Below are 17,683 nucleotides of genomic sequence, written 5' to 3'. Positions count from 1 at the left end.
ATGAACAAATACGTAAAATACTTTGGGATCGCATTACTGGTGATCGCCATTGACCAAATCGTGAAGATGCTGGTTCATTTTCAGATGGATTTTGGTACTCCGGGACAGATCCCTGTTTTCGGAGACTGGTTTAAGTTGCATTACACTACCAATCCAGGGATGGCTTTTGGGATGGAATTAGGGTCGGAGTATGGCAAGATGATTCTGACATCCTTCCGATTGGTGGCAATGGTGGCTATCGGATATTACCTCTATTACATCATAGAAAAGAAAAATCATCCGGTATACATAGTTTGTATCGCTATGATATTGGGAGGTGCTATTGGCAATTTGGTGGATTCTGTATTTTATGGAGTTTGGTTAAACAATGCACCATATAATGCTCCAACGCCTTGGTTTCATGGACAGGTAGTAGATATGTTTTACTTTGATATATGGGAGGGATACATACCAGAATGGATCCCACTGTGGGGCGGAAGTTACACAGCGCTTTGGCCAATATTCAACATTGCAGATGCTTCTATTTTTATTGGAGTTGCAATTATTTTGATTTACCAAAACCGATTCTTCCCAGATAAAAAAGAAGAGTCTCCATCAGAAGAACCGGAATCTCTTTCCTGATTTTTCATAAAAAATCGAATTCAAAGCTCGAAAATTTAAATTTTCGAGCTTTTTTTTGGTTATCCTTCAAATTTTTTTGCCTTTTTTCAAAATGAAACCCCTTTTTCAGTAATTTCCATTTTGCATGTCCACCAGCTAACCTTCAACATATCTTATCTAGTAATAGAACTTCTATTCTTTTGCTATATAAGATATATATCTAAACATGATAGTTAATTCAGATCAGCCCTTCCAAATAGTATATTCTATATTCAGTCATGAATTTTTAGGATTTCTTTTTGAGTCTTTTGTAGTCCAATTGGATGATAAAGGAAGGCTTTCATTAGCCAATCAAAATATCAGTTCAGCCAATGCTAGTGAATTTGATTCTGGCTTGGACAAGGCTGATTATGAACTGATCAAATTAATGGACTCCATGCAACCTGAGGTGGTGATCAAGCCCTACATGAAAAAGGGGAACATCAAGCCAAAGGACTTTTTGGCAAAAATCTACGATCCAAAAACGGCCGACCCCAGCATTCAGGAGCTTTTGGCAAAAAATCTGGAGATCAAACGCTCCAAAATCCTTCCCCTTTTGATCGGAAAGCGCCTGTTTGAAATGGGTTCGGACAATAACCCGACTTGGAAGGAAATCACGGTAAATGCAGAACGCGCCACAGTGATTTTTCACTTTGACAAAGGGGAATTCAACACCCAATACTATCCAATTGTCAAATTCCGCGGTAAACGCCTCGAGTGGCAACACAAAGGAGGGTATCTGATCTGCAAAGATCCAGCTTGGCTGATTGTGGACCAGCAGCTCTTCCACTTTGAAAAAGGAATTGACGGCAAAAAGCTTCAGCCCTTCCTGACCAAGAGCCGGATCATGATCGAGCGGCGGTTTGAGCTGGAGTATTATCGGAAGTTTGTCACCAACTTGATCACGCAGTTTGAAGTGATCGGAACAGGTTTCCAGATCAATACTGAGCAGGGAACGCCTCAGGCTTTGTTGGCTTTCAGCGAATTGCCAGGAGGCTCCAAGGAAAACCTTTTTGGCGAGGAATTGGAGCATTTGAATGAGGAGAGCATCGTATTTGAACTTCGCTTCAAATACGGGGACTATGACTTTGGAATCTTGTCCAAAGACGGAGAAAATAATGGCAACTCCTGTCGGTTTGAAGAAAAGGACGGGGAATTTACGTTTTGGAAAACCGTACGGACACCACAGGTGGAGAAGAAATTTGAGACCATCCTGAAGAAAAAGGAAATGGTATTCGTCCACGGGAAGTTTGCTTTGCCCAAGACAAAAGCCTTCGAATGGCTGGGTACAAATGAGGACTATCTGGAAGAAAACAAAATCAAAATCGTCCAAAGAGGTAGCCTAAGCGGAAAAACGTACCACATCGGAAGAGCTCAGATCACGATCGAGGTCAATGAAAACATCGATTGGTTTGATGTCAAAGCCTTGATCAAATTCGGAATATATCTGGTTCCTTTTGCCAAAATCCGAAAGCTAATCATTCAGGGCAAAACCGAATTTGAGCTTCCAAACGGAGAAGTCGCGGTGATTCCAGCTTCCTGGTTTGTCAACTATTCCGAGCTGTTCAACTTTATCGAAGAGCGCTCTTCCGAGGAGCTGGTCTTGCGCAAGCATCACTTGGCCTTTGCGCGGGAGTTGCAAAACGGTGAACTGATCCGACTCAATCTCAGCCTGAAGCTGGAGCGTTTGCGGAATTTTGATGCGATTGACGACTACGATCTGCCGGAGAGTTTCGACGGCACACTTCGTCCTTACCAGCATGCGGGCTACAATTGGCTACGCTTCCTGAACGATTACCAGTTTGGAGGATGTCTTGCGGATGATATGGGTCTGGGAAAAACGGTGCAGACCTTGGCGCTTTTGGCGCATGAGCGGGAAGAAAATCCCGGTTTTGCTTCGCTACTTGTGATGCCCACTTCACTGATCTACAACTGGGAACTGGAGGCTAGAAAGTTCACTCCCGAGCTGAAAATTCTCGTCTATTCCGGAACTTCACGACTCAAAGACCCTTGGAAATTCCGGGGCTATGATATTGTTTTGACTTCCTATGGCATAGTGCGATTGGATATCGACATCCTGAAGGACTTCTACTTCAACTACGTGATTCTGGATGAATCTCAAGCGATTAAAAACCCGACCTCCAATATCGCTGTTGCGGTAAATAAGCTGAAAAGCAAACGTAGACTCATCTTAACAGGGACCCCAGTCGAAAACGGCACGATGGACCTTTGGTCCCAGATGAATTTCGTGAATCCGGGACTTCTCGGCAATCAGGCGCTATTCAAAAAGCAATATTTACTTCCGATCGAAAAACAAAACGATAAGGACAAAGCAGTGAGGCTGAATGCAATGATTAAGCCATTTATCCTCCGTAGATTGAAGTCACAGGTAGCCAAAGATCTTCCAGAAAAGCTCACAAACGTGAAGTATTCAGACATGACTGCGGCTCAGGAGAAAGTCTACGAAGAGGTAAAAAGCTATTATCGGGAAAAAATCATCGGTGAACTCGCTGGTGCTGGAAGAGGAGCCCAGCAATTTACCTTGCTTCGCGGCCTTACGCAGCTGAGACAGATCGCCAACCACCCAAAATTGGTACGGGAAGATTACACAGGCGAATCCGGCAAGTTGGAGGACATTACTTACATGCTGCAGGAGACGATTTCGGAGAATCACAAGGTACTTGTCTTTAGTCAGTTTGTCCGGCATCTCAGCATCGTGAGAGCTTATCTGGATGAGCAGGGCATACCTTATGCTTATTTGGATGGCGCTACCAAAGACCGTCAGGCTCAGGTGGAGAAGTTTCAGGAAAATCCGGAAATCAAGGTCTTTCTGATCTCACTCAAGGCAGGTGGCGTCGGTCTCAACCTGACCAAAGCAGAATATGTGTTCCTTCTCGATCCATGGTGGAATCCAGCTGTGGAAGCTCAGGCAATTGACCGTGCCCACCGAATCGGCCAAGAAAACAAAGTCATCATCTACAAATTCATCACCCGAGGCTCTGTCGAGGAAAAAATCATGGCACTACAGGACCGGAAGCTTGCCCTTGCCGGTGAGCTGATCAGCAATGAGGAAAGCTTTATGAAGAGCTTGGACAATGAGGATATTCGGGCTTTGTTGGATTAAGGAAAGAGAAAAAATTCACTAGAAAAACACCGTCTTGCGAAAAGTCTTAATCATAGATGACGAGGAAAAATTAAGAACTCTCTTAGCTAGGATCATCAGCTTAGAGGGTTTTGAAGTGGTGCAGGCGTCTGATTGCAAATCTGCTATGAAAAAACTGGAGCAGACAGAAGTTGACGTTATCCTTTGTGACGTGAAGCTTCCTGATGGAAATGGAGTAGATCTTGTGAAGAAAATCAAGGAGACCTATCCTATCCCGGAAATCATTTTGTTGACGGCCTACGGCAATATTCCGGACGGTGTACAAGCCATAAAAAACGGAGCTTTTGACTACATCACCAAAGGGGATGACAACAACAAAATCATTCCTTTGCTCTATCGTGCTCTGGAAAAAGGCGACCTTGCCCGGAGAGTAATCCAACTCGAAAAGCAGCTTGGAAGCCGATACTCTTTTGACAAAATCATCGGAAAATCGAAGCCAATTCTTCAGGCCATTGACTTGGCGAGAAAGGTCGCAGGTACCGATACCACGGTTTTACTGACAGGAGAAACGGGGACAGGAAAAGAGGTTTTTGCGCAGGCAATTCATCAGGCAAGTCTGCGAAATAAACAAAACTTCGTCGCGATAAACTGCTCGGCTTTTGGTAAAGAGCTTTTGGAAAGTGAAATGTTTGGCCACAAAGCAGGTTCGTTTACTGGCGCAACCAAAGACCAAAAAGGACTCTTTGATGAGGCAAACAACGGAACGATTTTCCTGGACGAAATCGGAGAAATGGCCTTGGATCTCCAAGCTAAGCTGCTACGTGTATTGGAAACTGGCGAATTCATCCGCATTGGCGAGACCAAACCCACCAAAGTCAATGTCCGCATCATCGCCGCCACCAATCGAGATTTGCAAAAAGAAATCGAGTTGGGAAATTTCAGGGAAGATCTTTTTTACAGGATCTCTGTCTTTCAGATTTTACTTCCTCCCTTGCGGGAAAGAATAGCGGATATCGAACCCTTGGTACATCATTTTTTGCAAACAATCAGAACCAATAAGAAGATCACGGCTGTCGCAAAGGAGTACATCGAAGCGCTCAAACAGCACAAGTGGAACGGGAATATCCGCGAACTCAAAAATGTGATTGAGCGAAGTCTGATTCTCTGCGATAATGAATTATCTGTAGCTCATCTACCCATGGAAATGCAGGGTATAGCGGGATCAAAAGGAAAAACACTTTCTGCATTTGAACTGGCAAGCGTGGAGAAATTGCATATCCAAAAAGTGCTGAACTACACGAATGGCAACAAAACCAAAACTGCCGAACTGCTCGGAATCGCGCTGACGACTCTTTACCGCAAGATGAACGAGTACAACTTGGAATAAAAAAACCAGCAATCGATACTTATTCAACCCTTTCAAAACGCTAGGATCTACCCTTTCATTTTGAAAGGGTTTTTTATTTTAATCATGGCCAATTTTTTCCTATACTATTGATTTTCAACTGATTAATACTTTTTAAACAGCTTCGGAACGGCTTTTGGCATAAGGCTTCGCATCAAACAATTATGCTATGACCCTTATCATGTATCTCACCGGACTGGCTGTTTACGCTATCCTTTTTAAAGCAATATATGCCTTTGAAACGATTTAAGCCATGGAGAACAAAATCACAAAAACGCTCAAAGAGTGGTTGCCGGAACATTTGCCCAAAAACCCGAAATCATCAGAATATGAGCTGCTGCGAGACTTAGCTCAATTCTGCCGCGAGCAATTTGCTCAGGGGAAAAGAGAAAAGGCAGACCAAATCGTGAAAATCATCAGTCTGCTCTATTCCAGTGGAAATCTACATGACCGAAACGCCATCGAAAACGAATTTCTTGGTGTCTTGGCTTTGGACGAAGCGCCTTCTAGCCTGAAAAATCACATGAAGGCTTTCCCCGAAAAACTCAAAACTGCTTACATCAAAACCATCCTTGAAAACTAACCTATGACTGCATTATTCATCATCGCTCTTGGAGTCTTCGGCTACTTGGCCTACGTGCTCCTCAAACCTGAAAAATTCTAAACCTGAAAAAATGAATCAACTAAAGCTTCGAAATGACATTAAATCAATCCTCGGTATAGTTTTAATATTTATGGTTTTCTACTTCATTTTCAGGTTTTTAGGCTGGCTTTTTTTATCATTTAACTAATCAATAAAATGAACTCAGAACTACTTGGCGTATTTCTTATGTATGCGACGGTGCTTGCCTTGGCAATCCCCCTCGGTCGGTATATCGGCAAGGTTTTCAACTACGAAAGCACATGGCTCGATAAACTTTTCAACCCGCTGGACAGGCTTTTTTTCAAGCTTAGCGGGATTGATCCCGATTTTGAAATGAACTGGAAACAGCATTTGATGACCCTTTTGACCATCAATGCATTTTGGTTTGTGATTTCCCTTTTTGTGCTGACCAATATGAGTTGGCTGCCCTTGAATCCAGACGGCAACCCATCGATGAGTTGGGATTTGGCCTTCAATACCTCGGTCAGCTTCGTCTCCAATACCAACTTGCAGCATTATTCAGGCGAAACGGGCCTTTCCTATGCAGGGCAATTGATCCTGATGCTCTGGCAATTCATCAGTGCAGCAACAGGGATTGCCATCTGTGCCGTGGTCTTCAATGCCATGAAAGCCAGATCAACTGAAAAGCTCGGAAACTTCTACAGCTATTTCGTCCGCACCTGCACCCGGGTGCTTTTGCCTATCGCTTTTATTGGTGCTTTGATATTGGTGTTCAACGGCACACCGATGACTTTTGAGGGAAAAGACACCATCACGACCTTGGAGGGAGCAGAACAAAGCATCAGTCGGGGACCTGCCGCCGCATTTATTTCCATCAAGCAGCTCGGTACCAATGGCGGAGGATACTACGGTCCCAACTCAACCAATCCGATGGAAAACCCTAACTATTTAACCAATATTCTGGAAACGGTTTTCATTTTTTTGATTCCAATCGCCTTGGTATTTGCGATGGGTTATGTGTTGCAGCGGGAAAAGCTAGCCCTGATGATTTATGGAGTAATGACTGCAGGATTTCTCTGCTTGGTGATCCCATCCATCTATTTTGAAATGAATGGAAATCCCGCTATCGCGGAAATGGGGATTTCTCAGGAAATGGGCAGCATGGAAGGCAAGGAAGTTCGATTTGGCTCGGCAGCCTCAGCTTATTGGGCCATCAATACGACCAGCACAAGTAACGGTTCGGTGAACGCTATGCACGACAGCATGACTCCACTGACAGGGATGTTTGCAATGCTTGGAATGATGATAAACAGCTTCTATGGAGGAGTCGGTGTCGGCTTTATCAACTTCTATGTGTTTATCATTTTGGCGGTGTTCATCGGGGGATTGATGGTCGGACGAACACCCGAATTTCTGGGAAAAAAGGTAGAAGCCCGAGAAGTGAAGATCGCCATGATCATCGCTTTGCTTCACCCGCTGATGATTCTGGGAGGAACTGCTTTGGCCAGTTACCTCTATTCGGGAAATCCCGAAGCCTATGCAAGTTGGCTCAATAATCCGGGATTTCATGGCTTCAGTGAATTCCTTTACGAATTCAGCTCCGCAGCCGCCAACAACGGAAGTGGGTTTGAAGGATTGGGTGACAACACACCGTTTTGGAATGTCGCAACGGGATTGGTCATGCTGCTGAGCAGGTACCTGCCCATTATCGGGCCGGTGGCTATCGCAGGAATTTTAGCATCGAAAAAATACATTCCCGAGAGTGCCGGAACTCTCAAAACTGACACTTCCACTTTCGGCATTCTGGTCTTTGCAGTGATTGGAGTTGTGGCGGCATTGGCTTTTTTCCCTGCACTTACACTTGGTCCATTGGCGGAATACTTTTCCCTGTATTAATTCCTAAAATCTACTAATAATGAATACTAGCAATAACAAGAGCCTATTTCAAAAAGACTTAGTGCAAACAGCACTGAAGGAGTCTTTTGTGAAGCTCAATCCGAAAATAATGTTCCGAAACCCGGTGATGTTCACCGTAGAAATTGGAACCTTGGTGATGTTATTTGTCACCATTTACTCGCTAATCAGTACTTCAGAAGGCTCCTTTGGGTACAATTTCACAGTTTTCCTTTTGCTTTTCTTGACTTTGCTTTTCGCGAATTTTGCGGAAGCGATAGCTGAAGCCAGAGGAAAAGCCCAGGCAGACAGCTTACGGAAAACGCGGGAAGAAACTCCCGCCAAACTGAAAAGCGGTGCGACCGTCTCTTCTTCGGAATTGAAGAAAGGAGATCTTTTCATTTGCGAAGCAGGAGATATCATTCCTGCTGATGGAGAGATTGTCGAGGGTTTGGCTACAATTGATGAAAGTGCTATTACCGGTGAATCCGCTCCGGTCATCCGAGAAGCTGGAGGTGATAAAAGTTCCGTCACAGGTGGTACAAAAGTACTTTCAGACAAAATAATGGTCGAAGTGACCACCGAACAGGGCGAAAGCTTCTTGGACAAAATGATTGCGCTTGTGGAAGGTGCCAGTAGGCAAAAGACTCCGAATGAAATAGCCCTGACCATTCTTTTGGCGGGTTTTACACTGGTCTTCATCATCGTGACGGTCACGCTAAAACCTTTCGCAGATTATGCCAATACGCCGATTACTATTGCAGCATTTATCTCACTTTTTGTCTGCCTGATTCCTACGACTATTGGTGGATTACTTTCCGCAATTGGTATTGCGGGAATGGACAGAGCACTTCGAGCCAATGTGATTACCAAATCAGGTAAAGCCGTAGAAACGGCAGGTGATATCGATGTCTTGCTTCTGGACAAAACAGGCACGATCACTATCGGAAACCGGAAAGCCACCCACTTCTATCCAGCAAATGGCGTGGATGAAAAGCAGCTGACCAAATCAGTTGTCCTGAGTTCTATGGCGGATCAGACGCCAGAAGGAAAATCCATCATCGAATTAGCTGGAATCGATCTAGCGAGTTTCCAGGTAAAAGATGCTCGCTACATCAAGTTTACCGCAGAAACCAGAAGTTCAGGAATCGACTACAACGGAACTCGCATCCGTAAAGGAGCTGCCGATGCCATCAAAGACATGTGTCTGAAGGCCGGAAATATATTTCCGGAAGAAATCGCCGAGAAAGTAACATCCATCTCCAGCAATGGAGGAACTCCACTGGTAGTAGCTGAAAATGAGCAGGTCATCGGTGTGATCGAGCTTCAGGACATCATCAAGCCGGGAATTCAGGAGCGATTTGAACGTCTGCGAAAAATGGGAATCAAGACTGTAATGGTGACAGGTGATAATCCCTTGACAGCAAAATTCATTGCCGAAAAGGCCGGAGTAGATGACTTCATCGCCGAAGCCAAGCCTGAGGACAAGATGAATTACATCAAAAAGGAGCAGGCTGAAGGGCGACTGGTAGCGATGATGGGAGACGGAACCAATGACGCTCCGGCACTTGCACAGGCAGATGTGGGAGTGGCCATGAACAGCGGTACCCAAGCAGCCAAAGAAGCCGGAAATATGGTGGATTTGGATAACGATCCGACCAAGCTGATCGAGGTGGTAGAGATCGGAAAGCAACTGCTGATGACTCGGGGTACACTGACGACTTTCAGTATTGCCAATGATGTGGCGAAATACTTTGCCATCATTCCAGCCTTGTTTATTGTGGCGATTCCCTCGCTTCAGGGACTGAACATCATGAATCTCTCCAGTCCGGAGAGTGCGATCCTTTCAGCAGTGATTTTCAATGCGATCATCATTCCGCTTCTCATTCCTTTGGCCTTGAAAGGTGTTGCTTACAAGCCGATTGGTGCCAGTGCTTTGCTTCGCAGAAACCTGTTTATCTATGGTCTAGGCGGTGTCATAGTCCCTTTCATAGGCATCAAATTGATTGATATGGCAGTATCGCTTTTTTTCTGATTAGCCAAATAGGCTTTTCCTCAAAATGAGGCAGTGTTCGTAGAAGATTTTAATTCAACTATTTACTATTCAAAAAATGAAAAATAACATCATTCCAGCGATCAGATTGACCCTCGTGTGTTTGGTCTTCTTTTGCGGCTTTTATACAATGGCGGTTTGGGCAGTAGCCCAACTAGCTCCCGGTCAGGGAAAAGGAATTACCGTTTCTGAAAATGGCAAAATCCATCACATCAATGTTGGTCAGTCTTTTACCAATGACGAATACTTCTGGTCCAGACCTTCCGCGGTGGATTACGATGCCGCAGGTTCGGGAGGCAGCAATTACGGCCCAACCAATCCCGATCACTTGTCTGAAGTTGAAGAAAGGATCACTTACTTCCTGGAAAAGAACCCTGAGGTGGACCGATCCGAGATCCCATCCGATTTGGTAACTGCCAGTGGAAGCGGATTGGATCCCCATATATCAGTGCAGGCTGCTAAGATTCAGGTAAACCGAATCGCAAATGCAGCAGGCATTTCAGCCGATGAACTGAATCGGCTTGTGGAAAAACACACCGAAAAACCATTGCTTGGTCTATTTGGCACAGAACGAATCAATGTGCTCAAGCTAAATCTCGAGGTTGAAAAATCAATCAGGAACTAATCAACTTAAATAACCTTAAGGCACTTGATTTTGAAGGGACTAAATCACTCTAGGTGCCTTTTTTCTTAAATTGAGTACACATGAAAAAGTTATTCGCACTTTTATCACTGGCATTTATTGTTCACATGGCAAATGCACAGGAAAACAGTTCTGAAAACCCGCTCAAGATCAGCGGTTACCTAGAAACCTACTATGGTTATGATTTTGGAAATCCACCTGACCACAACCGACCCGATTTCCTCTACTCCTTCAACCGACACAATGAAGTGAACCTGAATCTCGGATTCATCCAAGCCGCTTATGATGATGGAAAAGTTCGGGGAAAATTAGCCTTGATGACAGGGACTTATACCAACGCAAACCTGGCCGCAGAACCGGGTGTACTGAAAAATATATTTGAGGCAAATGCAGGGGTGAAAATTTCAAAAACAAAAAATCTATGGGTAGATGCGGGTATTTTCGCTTCCCACATTGGTTTTGAAAGCGCCATCGGAGCCAATTGCTGGAATATGACCCGTAGTATTTTGGCTGAAAATTCCCCCTATTTTCTCTCAGGAGCCAAAATCTCCTACACCAGCGACAATGAAAAATGGTTTGTCAGCGGACTGCTTCTCAACGGCTGGCAGCGGATTCAGCGTGTGGAGGGAAACCAAACTCCGGCCTTTGGACACCAAGTCACCTTTACTCCAACTGATAAAGTCACGCTAAACAGCAGTTCCTTCATCGGAAGCGACACCCCTGACAGCGACAGGCAGATGCGGTATTTTCACAACTTCTATGGGCAGTTTCAACTCAGTGAGCGTTTTGGATTGATCACAGGATTTGACATCGGAGCTCAGCAAACGGCAAAAGGCAGCAGGGAATACCATGTGTGGTACTCTCCTGTGGTGATCGCCAGAATCGCAGCAACTGACAAATTGGCCTTTGCCGCAAGGGCAGAATATTACTCCGACAAAGGGGAAGTCATCATTTCCACCGATACGCCAAATGGCTTTCAGACTTTTGGATATTCGCTCAATATGGACCTTCAAATCACTGAAAATGTCCTTTGGAGACTGGAAGCGAGAACCTTCAACAGTCAAAATGACGCTATTTTCCAAGATAGCAATCAGGTTCCTACGCAAAACAACGGTTACTTTGGCACCGCTTTAAGCATTGGCTTTTAATAGCAAGTGAATGAAAACATATTCCCTTTTAACCTACCAAAGACTTTCACACTAGAATGGAAGAAACCCGAAAGTCAGCAGAGGAATTTCTCAATCTGATCAAGAAATCCAGACGGGGAAAACTGAAAATCTACATCGGTATGAGTGCCGGTGTAGGCAAGACCTACCGCATGCTGCAAGAAGCGCATACGCTGCTGAAGAACGGGATAGATGTCAAAATCGGGTTTATCGAGACACATAATCGGGAAGAAACTCATGCTTTGATCGATGGTCTTCCGATCATTCCGCTTCGCAGGCTTTTCTACAAAGGAAAAGAACTGGAAGAAATGGACCTGCAAGCCATTATCAATCTGCGACCGGAAGTAGTCATAGTTGATGAACTAGCGCATTCAAACATCGAAGGAAGCAAAAACGAAAAACGCTGGCAGGATGTGATTGACATTATTGAGGCCGGGATCAATGTGGTCTCTGCCGTCAATATCCAACATATCGAAAGCTTGAATGACGAAATCAAGGAAATCACGGGGATTGAAGTTCGTGAGCGGATTCCTGATAAATTACTGGCGCAGGCAGACGAAGTGGTCAACATTGACTTGACGGCGGATGAACTAATCGCCAGACTGAAGGGAGGCAAAATCTACCAAAAAGAGAAGATCGAGACAGCACTGAAGAATTTTTTCAAAAGCGAAAGCATCCTTCAGCTTCGGGAGCTGGCCCTGAAGGAAGTGGCTTCGCAGGTTGAGCGAAAAGTCGAGACAGAAGTCACCAAAACCAATATTCTGAAGCATGAGCGGTTTCTGGCATGCATCAGCAGCAATGAAAAAACGTCTAAAACTGTCATCCGAAAAACCGCGAGACTGGCAAACTACTACCATAGCAAATGGTATGTACTCTATGTCCAGACTCCAAGAGAAAGTGCCGACAAAATCCCGCTGGACAAACAGCGTCATTTGATAAATAATTTCAAATTAGCCACGGAATTGGGTGCTGAGATTATCAAAATCCAAGGTAACTCGGTTTCCAAAGCGATTATTGAACAAGCCGAAGAACGGAAAATAACCACCATCTGTGTGGGAAAACCGCACCTGAATCTCCTTCAGATTCTTTTGGCCACCAATGTCTTTAATGAGCTTTTAAAGAAACTTTCCTCCAGTAATATCGATCTAGTAATCCTTTCCTAAATGAAAATTAAAACCAGATTAACCCTTGGTGTAGGTCTGCTATTCACCCTGATTATATTGCTTAGTGTGGTTAGCGTGAAGAATCTGTTCGAGCTGAAATCAGATACTGAAAATGTCCTGGTAGCTAACTATCGGACTTTGGAATACTCCAGAAACATCCTCACTGCTTTGGAAACTAATTCGGAAAATGCACTGGACCGAATCGAGGAGAATCTGAAAAAACAAGAGCAGAACATCACCGAAATCAACGAACTGGAAGTAACCCAAGACTTAAGAGACTATTTTGAGCATCTCAAAACCAATCCTTCAGACACCGCTCTTCGCTCCGAAATCCGAAAGGTAATTTACGAGGTGATGAACATGAACATGCAGGCCATCCAACGTAAAAGTGAGCTTGCCGAAAAAACAGCCGAGCGCGCGGTTTATTGGATTGCAATTACCGGGACTGGTTGCTTTATTATTGCCTTCATCCTACTAGTTAACCTACCGGCTAACATTGCCAATCCAATCAAAGAACTTTCAGAAAGTATCCGCCAGGTAGCCGAAAAAAACTACTCGGAGCGCGTTCACTTCCAAAGCAACAGTGAGTTTGGAGAGTTGGCCAGATCATTTAATGCCATGGCCCAAAAGCTGGAAGAATACGACAGCAGTAATTTGGCAAAACTCATGATCGAGAAAAAACGGGTGGAAACCCTGATCGACAAAATGCATGATCCGGTGATCGGATTGGATGAAGAAATGCGGATCATTTTTGCAAATGAAGAAGCAAGCCAAATTTTGGGACTTCAGGAATCGGAATTGATCGGTGTGAAATCAAAGGATCTGGCATTAAAAAATGATCTGCTAAGGTCATTGATCAAAGACATCGATTCAATTGATGAAAACCCAAGTACAGTCAAACCGATAAAGATTTTTTCCAAAGGAAAAGAAAGCTACTTCGAAAAAGACATCCAACACATTTCCATTACGCCTACCGGAGAATCGGTCTCCAAAGTAATCGGACACGTGATTCTGCTCCGGAATGTCACTGAATACAAGGAGTTAGATTCTGCCAAAACCAACTTCATTGCCAATGTTTCTCATGAATTCAAGACTCCGATTTCGTCTATCAAAATGAGTCTTCAACTATTAGAAAATGAGCAAATCGGAGCATTGAATGACGAGCAAAAAAACCTGGTCGACAGCATCAAAGATGATGCAGGCCGATTATTGAAAATCACCGGCGAACTCCTTAATATGACCCAGGTCGAAAGTGGAAATATCCAGCTTTCTCTACTTCGGACTGATCCTAGAGAAATCGTGCACTATGCTATCAATGCAACAAAGGTTCAGGCCGAGCAGAAGCAAATAAAGGTGGAGATCAGCTGTCCTGAATCAGTGTCTGAAATTCACGCGGACAACGAAAAAACAGCATGGGTCATCACCAACTTGATTTCCAATGCGATCCGATATTCCTATGACAATTCAACAATTTTGGTCAGTATCCAAGAGATCAAAAATTTGGTTACGATCTCTGTGAAGGATACCGGGCAGGGAATTGCCCCACAATACAAGGAGAAAATTTTCGACAGGTATTTCCGAGTACCTGGGACGAAAAAAGAAGGAACTGGCCTTGGATTGGCGATAAGCAAGGAGTTTATAGAGGCTCAGGGTGGAAAAATAGTGGTGGAAAGCGAGTTTGGAGCAGGAAGCACATTCACCGTTAGCCTGAATAAAGTTTCATAACTCAGGGATGAGATTGGGCTTTTTTGAATAAAAATTTTGAGTTGAAAAATAGTAAAGTCTTAAAGTTGCCAAGTTGAGTTAATGAACCTCAAAACTGTAAAGCTTTCTAACCTTTGAATCCTTTTTTATCATTTTGATTTTCAACCCCCTACCCATACTTGAGAATTCTTAATCATTTTTTATTGCAAGTTCTTAGCTATTGATGAGGATATTTTTCTAATTTAATTATACACAGTACCACTACAATTTACCTGCGCATGCCTAGAGCCAAGTCCGATAAAGATCGGAAAATCTTTGTGCTGGACACTTCCGTGATCCTATACGCACACAACTCCATCATGAATTTTGCTGAGCACAATGTAGTGATCCCGATCACCGTGCTGGAGGAACTCGATCAGTTCAAAAAAGGGAATGATACCAAGAACTTTGAAGCCCGGGAATTTATCCGATTGCTGGACAAGCTATCTCAAGATCAACGGATCGATGAATGGACTCCACTAAATGGGAAGACCAAGGGCGACTTCAAAGTGATGATGTATCATCCTGAGAATGAGAAAAATGCTAATGTGATTTTTGGAGAAGACAAAAACGACCACAAGATTCTCAATGTCGCACTCCATCTTCAGGAGAAAGAAAAAACACGAAAAGTCATCCTCGTTTCCAAAGACATCAACCTTCGGCTGAAAGCGAAATCGCTCAATATCCAAGCGGAAGACTACGAGACCGGGAAGATCAAAAACATCACCGAACTCGAAAACACCGGAAAGTATGTGATGGACAACGTGGATCCCGAAGCCATCAACAAGTTGTATGAACAGGGATTTGTCGAAGCAAAAACGATACTTGGCACACGAAAGCGGAAGTCAAACGCCTACTATATCCTCAAGAGCGACAAAAACTCGGTTTTGGCTTTTTACAATTCTGAGGAAAATGTGCTGGAGCGTGTGGACAAGCGATTGGCTTATAATATCAAGCCCAAAAATGCTGAGCAGACCTTTGCCCTCCATGCGATCATGAATCCTGACATCAAGCTGGTTTCGATTCAAGGGGTAGCAGGAACGGGAAAGACGCTCTTAGCTTTGGCTGGAGCATTGGAGCAACGAAGAGAGTACAAGCAGATCTTCCTTGCAAGACCGATCGTTCCTCTTTCCAATAAGGACATCGGTTACCTCCCTGGAGATATCAAGTCCAAGCTAAATCCCTACATGGAACCGCTCTGGGATAACCTGAAGTTTATCCAAAACCAATACAAGGAGACGGACAAAGAATTCCAGAAAATCACCGAATTGGTCAATCAGGAGAAATTGGTGATCCAGCCTTTGGCTTATATCCGAGGACGTTCGCTTTCAAACATCTTCTTTATCGTGGATGAGGCGCAAAACCTGACTCCGCATGAGATCAAGACGATCATTTCCCGTGCGGGCGAAAACACCAAAATCATCTTCACCGGTGACGTCTTCCAGATCGATACGCCTTACTTGGATTCGCAATCTAATGGTTTGTCCTATCTTATCGATCGAGTCAAAGACCATCCGCTCTATGCACATATCAAGCTGGAGAAAGGCGAACGATCCGAGCTGGCCAATCTGGCGAATGAGTTGTTGTAATTTTAAATAGTTTATTATCAGCAAGTTTTGAGGCTTCCCTGCGGGAAGCCTTTTTTGATTTTTCTTATAAAAAACTGATAAGGACTGTAACTTTTCATTTTTCAGCATTTTGTCCGCCACTGACAGTATGCTGTACGAAACCGTACAGTTATTTTTAGAAATAGTGCATCTGATGCTATTTTAAGCCCTTTTTCGAGTTTGGTCGCCTTTTGGCATTATGGAATATACGAACACAAACCAACATATTATTACTGCCATGACTACTGCAATCTTTTCTCAAAAAAACGTCTGTGCGGCCTTGGGACTTGCAATGGCAATCACCATCGTCCTCAAAGCGAAAGCTGAAACCAATATCGCACAGCAAACTGCCCGATTTGAAACTGCTAAACCAACTCCACAGATCGGATTCGATACTACATCAGGTCCTGAAGCACTTCAGGTAAACATCTACAAAACAGAAAAATCTCAGAGTTCTGAGATTTGTTAAAGACAATTATCCGTAAGGGTTAATTTGGTTGATTGTTTGGTTAATCTAAAGAGGCGGATCCTGTCCGCCTCTTTTTTATTTCTTATAACTTTAAGATTCCCCGCTGACCTGACTGCCGCCAGGCAAGTTTTTAGCAGAAAAATTCGGAGATCTACACTGATTTTTTTCGAATTTGAAAGTCAAGGGTTTTCTCACGATTTCGTTTCTTCAATCAATTCGATACCGCCTACCAATAGGCCTTTTAAATCGGTCAAACTTCTATTTCGTCCTACGCAGTAGGACTTTCAACTGTATTTCGCTACAGCCTATCTCCCTTTACTTAACTTTCAGTAATCGTATTCAATTTGGCCAGGAAGCTGTTGTAATACTGCCTTCCCACCTGAATGATTCCTCCCTGAAGAAGGGTAATTTCTTTGGTATTGAAGCTTTCGATCTGTCCCAAATGCACGATGTAGGACTTTTGGACTCGAAGAAACAAATGAGAAGGAAGAATGTCTTCGATTTCCTTCATGGACTTCCGGATGTTGTAATCCCGATTTTTCGTAAAAATCGTCACCATATTCCCATTGGCCTCGATGTAGAAAATGTCATCGTACTGCACTCGTTCGAAGGCATTGTCCGCTTTGATAAAAACCGCGTCATTCACTAGGAAAGGACTTTCTGTACCAGTCTTTACAACAGCAGCCTCAGGTGCAGGTTTAGTCCGCTTATTGTACAGCACAATCTCCACGATGGCATGGATATCGTTGGTGTTGAAGGGCTTTACGATAAATCCAGCAGGGGATATTCGCTTCGCTCGCTCGATGATCGTCGGATCACTATAGGAAGTCACAAATACAAGCGGTGCATCCACCATTTGCTTTACGATCTCACCCAGCTCAATTCCATCTTTATCACCTTTCAACTTGATATCCATGAAAATGAGATCAGGCCGATATTTTTTGATGACTTTGATACACTGATTTGCCGAATTGGCTATGTCTATATTCACATAGCCTAAGAGCTCAAGAATTTCCTGAATATTTTCAGCAATACTTAAGTCATCTTCGACAATCAGAATTCGTTCTTCTTTCATATTCTGAGCAATTGATACGCTTTAAGGGATTAAAAATGAAGTCCTCGCTATAATAAACGAATAGTTACCCTAAGGTCAAAATTTTCTTTCGAAAATCAAATGCTTTTTTTTGCTTATGAA

14 protein-coding genes are annotated in these 17,683 nt (G+C 43.7%); 13 read left to right on the top strand and 1 reads right to left on the bottom strand.

Features of this window, described 5'->3' with window-relative positions:
• From DK188_RS01980 to DK188_RS01920, 13 genes are all read left to right on the top strand, one after another.
• Positions 1-621 (top strand): lipoprotein signal peptidase, encoded by a 621-nt coding sequence (locus DK188_RS01980; RefSeq protein WP_111669101.1) that lies wholly within the window; start codon positions 1-3, stop codon positions 619-621.
• A 205-nt stretch (positions 622-826) separates the two neighbouring features.
• Entirely contained in the window at positions 827-3,763 is a 2,937-nt protein-coding gene (locus tag DK188_RS01975; protein ID WP_111669100.1) for a DEAD/DEAH box helicase, read from the top strand.
• 34 nt (positions 3,764-3,797) lie between these two features.
• Positions 3,798-5,129 (top strand): sigma-54-dependent transcriptional regulator, encoded by a 1,332-nt coding sequence (locus DK188_RS01970; protein ID WP_111669099.1) that lies wholly within the window; start codon positions 3,798-3,800, stop codon positions 5,127-5,129.
• Positions 5,130-5,400: 271 nt separating this feature from the next.
• Positions 5,401-5,730 carry a DUF7674 family protein gene (locus DK188_RS01965; protein ID WP_111669098.1) on the top strand — a complete coding sequence of 110 codons (330 nt, stop codon included), beginning with the start codon at positions 5,401-5,403 and terminating at the stop codon, positions 5,728-5,730.
• A 3-nt stretch (positions 5,731-5,733) separates the two neighbouring features.
• Complete coding sequence (gene kdpF / locus DK188_RS01960) at positions 5,734-5,811, top strand: K(+)-transporting ATPase subunit F (RefSeq protein WP_111669374.1); 78 nt, start codon at positions 5,734-5,736, stop codon at positions 5,809-5,811.
• A gap of 135 nt (positions 5,812-5,946) precedes the next feature.
• Positions 5,947-7,647, top strand: a complete 1,701-nt coding sequence (gene kdpA, locus DK188_RS01955; protein ID WP_111669097.1) for a potassium-transporting ATPase subunit KdpA — start codon at positions 5,947-5,949, stop codon at positions 7,645-7,647.
• Between the two features lie 19 nt (positions 7,648-7,666).
• Positions 7,667-9,679 carry a potassium-transporting ATPase subunit KdpB gene (gene kdpB, locus DK188_RS01950; protein ID WP_111669096.1) on the top strand — a complete coding sequence of 671 codons (2,013 nt, stop codon included), beginning with the start codon at positions 7,667-7,669 and terminating at the stop codon, positions 9,677-9,679.
• A 76-nt stretch (positions 9,680-9,755) separates the two neighbouring features.
• Entirely contained in the window at positions 9,756-10,322 is a 567-nt protein-coding gene (locus tag DK188_RS01945; protein ID WP_111669095.1) for a K(+)-transporting ATPase subunit C, read from the top strand.
• A gap of 80 nt (positions 10,323-10,402) precedes the next feature.
• The gene (locus DK188_RS01940) at positions 10,403-11,488 is read left to right on the top strand and encodes a porin (protein WP_111669094.1); all 1,086 of its coding nucleotides are present in this window, start codon (positions 10,403-10,405) and stop codon (positions 11,486-11,488) included.
• Positions 11,489-11,544: 56 nt separating this feature from the next.
• Positions 11,545-12,669, top strand: a complete 1,125-nt coding sequence (locus DK188_RS01935; protein ID WP_111669093.1) for a universal stress protein — start codon at positions 11,545-11,547, stop codon at positions 12,667-12,669.
• Complete coding sequence (locus DK188_RS01930; RefSeq protein ID WP_111669092.1) at positions 12,670-14,394, top strand: HAMP domain-containing sensor histidine kinase; 1,725 nt, start codon at positions 12,670-12,672, stop codon at positions 14,392-14,394.
• Between the two features lie 257 nt (positions 14,395-14,651).
• A complete protein-coding gene (locus tag DK188_RS01925) occupies positions 14,652-16,001 on the top strand; it encodes a PhoH family protein (protein ID WP_111669091.1) in 1,350 nt (449 codons plus the stop codon).
• 256 nt (positions 16,002-16,257) lie between these two features.
• Positions 16,258-16,488 (top strand): hypothetical protein, encoded by a 231-nt coding sequence (locus tag DK188_RS01920; RefSeq protein WP_157963143.1) that lies wholly within the window; start codon positions 16,258-16,260, stop codon positions 16,486-16,488.
• Positions 16,489-16,807: 319 nt separating this feature from the next.
• Here DK188_RS01920 and DK188_RS01915 read toward each other — a convergent pair whose 3' ends face one another.
• The gene (locus tag DK188_RS01915) at positions 16,808-17,563 is read right to left on the bottom strand and encodes a LytR/AlgR family response regulator transcription factor (RefSeq protein WP_111669089.1); all 756 of its coding nucleotides are present in this window, start codon (positions 17,561-17,563) and stop codon (positions 16,808-16,810) included.
• Between the last annotated feature and the right edge of the window lie 120 nt (positions 17,564-17,683).

This window comes from Algoriphagus litoralis (assembly GCF_003259255.1).
Classification (GTDB): domain Bacteria; phylum Bacteroidota; class Bacteroidia; order Cytophagales; family Cyclobacteriaceae; genus Algoriphagus; species Algoriphagus litoralis.
This window is presented reverse-complemented; position numbering and strand designations above follow the sequence as displayed.

Coding starts and splice junctions, on each gene's coding strand:
- kdpA (WP_111669097.1), top strand. CDS start 5,947: ATGAACTCAGAACTACTTGGCGTATTTCTTATGTATGCGACGGTGCTT.
- DK188_RS01945 (WP_111669095.1), top strand. CDS start 9,756: ATGAAAAATAACATCATTCCAGCGATCAGATTGACCCTCGTGTGTTTG.
- DK188_RS01920 (WP_157963143.1), top strand. CDS start 16,258: ATGACTACTGCAATCTTTTCTCAAAAAAACGTCTGTGCGGCCTTGGGA.
- DK188_RS01925 (WP_111669091.1), top strand. CDS start 14,652: ATGCCTAGAGCCAAGTCCGATAAAGATCGGAAAATCTTTGTGCTGGAC.
- DK188_RS01965 (WP_111669098.1), top strand. CDS start 5,401: ATGGAGAACAAAATCACAAAAACGCTCAAAGAGTGGTTGCCGGAACAT.
- DK188_RS01980 (WP_111669101.1), top strand. CDS start 1: ATGAACAAATACGTAAAATACTTTGGGATCGCATTACTGGTGATCGCC.
- kdpF (WP_111669374.1), top strand. CDS start 5,734: ATGACTGCATTATTCATCATCGCTCTTGGAGTCTTCGGCTACTTGGCC.
- DK188_RS01975 (WP_111669100.1), top strand. CDS start 827: ATGATAGTTAATTCAGATCAGCCCTTCCAAATAGTATATTCTATATTC.
- DK188_RS01930 (WP_111669092.1), top strand. CDS start 12,670: ATGAAAATTAAAACCAGATTAACCCTTGGTGTAGGTCTGCTATTCACC.
- kdpB (WP_111669096.1), top strand. CDS start 7,667: ATGAATACTAGCAATAACAAGAGCCTATTTCAAAAAGACTTAGTGCAA.
- DK188_RS01915 (WP_111669089.1), bottom strand. CDS start 17,563: ATGAAAGAAGAACGAATTCTGATTGTCGAAGATGACTTAAGTATTGCT.
- DK188_RS01940 (WP_111669094.1), top strand. CDS start 10,403: ATGAAAAAGTTATTCGCACTTTTATCACTGGCATTTATTGTTCACATG.
- DK188_RS01935 (WP_111669093.1), top strand. CDS start 11,545: ATGGAAGAAACCCGAAAGTCAGCAGAGGAATTTCTCAATCTGATCAAG.